This window comes from Pseudoalteromonas sp. TAE79, from assembly GCF_000498015.1.
Classification (GTDB): domain Bacteria; phylum Pseudomonadota; class Gammaproteobacteria; order Enterobacterales; family Alteromonadaceae; genus Pseudoalteromonas.
The window spans coordinates 1-958 of sequence record NZ_AUTL01000070.1; the positions used below are offsets into that span (position 1 = coordinate 1).

Genomic DNA, 958 nt, shown 5'->3' on the forward strand with positions numbered 1-958 from the left:
CTAAGTATAGGGCGTTGCGCTATTTTGCACGCTGACCCACCAATACTGCCGAAACAGGTTACGGTTAGTTGTGTACCTCTAACTTCTTATGGCTTCCTTCAGACCCCACCGTTGGCCAGTGACGCCCTTGCCATTCAGATTATCTTCCCCTTAGTCAGGGTGATAAGGCATCTTTCAGCCTATCGGGTTTGCCAGCTTCGCTGGGCAAACAAAAAAGTGAGCAAAGCCTGACTTACCCAACTCTTCGCGAGCAGAACCAACGTGATATGTTACATCAACGTGTACTAAGGGATCTGAATGATCCTCATGCACAATTACAGTTAAACCGTTATCTAGTTTATATTTTTTATACGGTATGTTGATTTCACCTGCATTAGATTTCACTGATTCAATAAGTGTAACGCCAGTAATTGATGTTTCTGTAACAATATTTTTATCAACAGCTTGAGTTGAGCTATTACATGCAGCCAACCCTGATGCAAGTAAAACAGCAAGTGCAATTTTTGTGAGTTTCATTTTTTAGTCCATATTTAAATTAACTCAATGAGTTTAAAGACTAATTAAAAGTACAACAAGGAATATGGAGTGATTATGGGTTTGGTTTTGTAACAAAGTGTAAATAGATTGATATAAAAATGAAGTATAAAATGAGGGTATTAATTTGTGGTTTTATGCTAATAACACTGCACTTCCCTATTAAAAATAAGTAAGTGGCGTCCCCAAGGGGATTCGAACCCCTGTTACCGCCGTGAAAGGGCGGTGTCCTAGGCCTCTAGACGATGGGGACACATAAATGTGTCACTAGGACAACTGAATTTTTAGACTCGTTTCAGGCGAGCTTTCTTAATAACACTACACTTCCCTATTAAAATAAGTAAGTGGCGTCCCCAAGGGGATTCGAACCCCTGTTACCGCCGTGAAAGGGCGGTGTCCTAGGCCTCTAGACGATGGGGACACA

The 958-nt window shown here is 41.3% G+C and carries 2 tRNA genes and 1 pseudogene; all 3 read right to left on the reverse strand.

Features of this window, described 5'->3' with window-relative positions:
• Positions 1-210 precede the first annotated feature (210 nt).
• Positions 211-516 (reverse strand): annotated as a pseudogene (locus L655_RS0102820) (insulinase family protein); the annotation flags it as partial.
• Between the two features lie 195 nt (positions 517-711).
• A tRNA-Glu gene (locus L655_RS0102825) sits at positions 712-787 on the reverse strand.
• A gap of 92 nt (positions 788-879) precedes the next feature.
• A tRNA-Glu gene (locus L655_RS0102830) sits at positions 880-955 on the reverse strand.
• Positions 956-958: the final 3 nt, after the last annotated feature.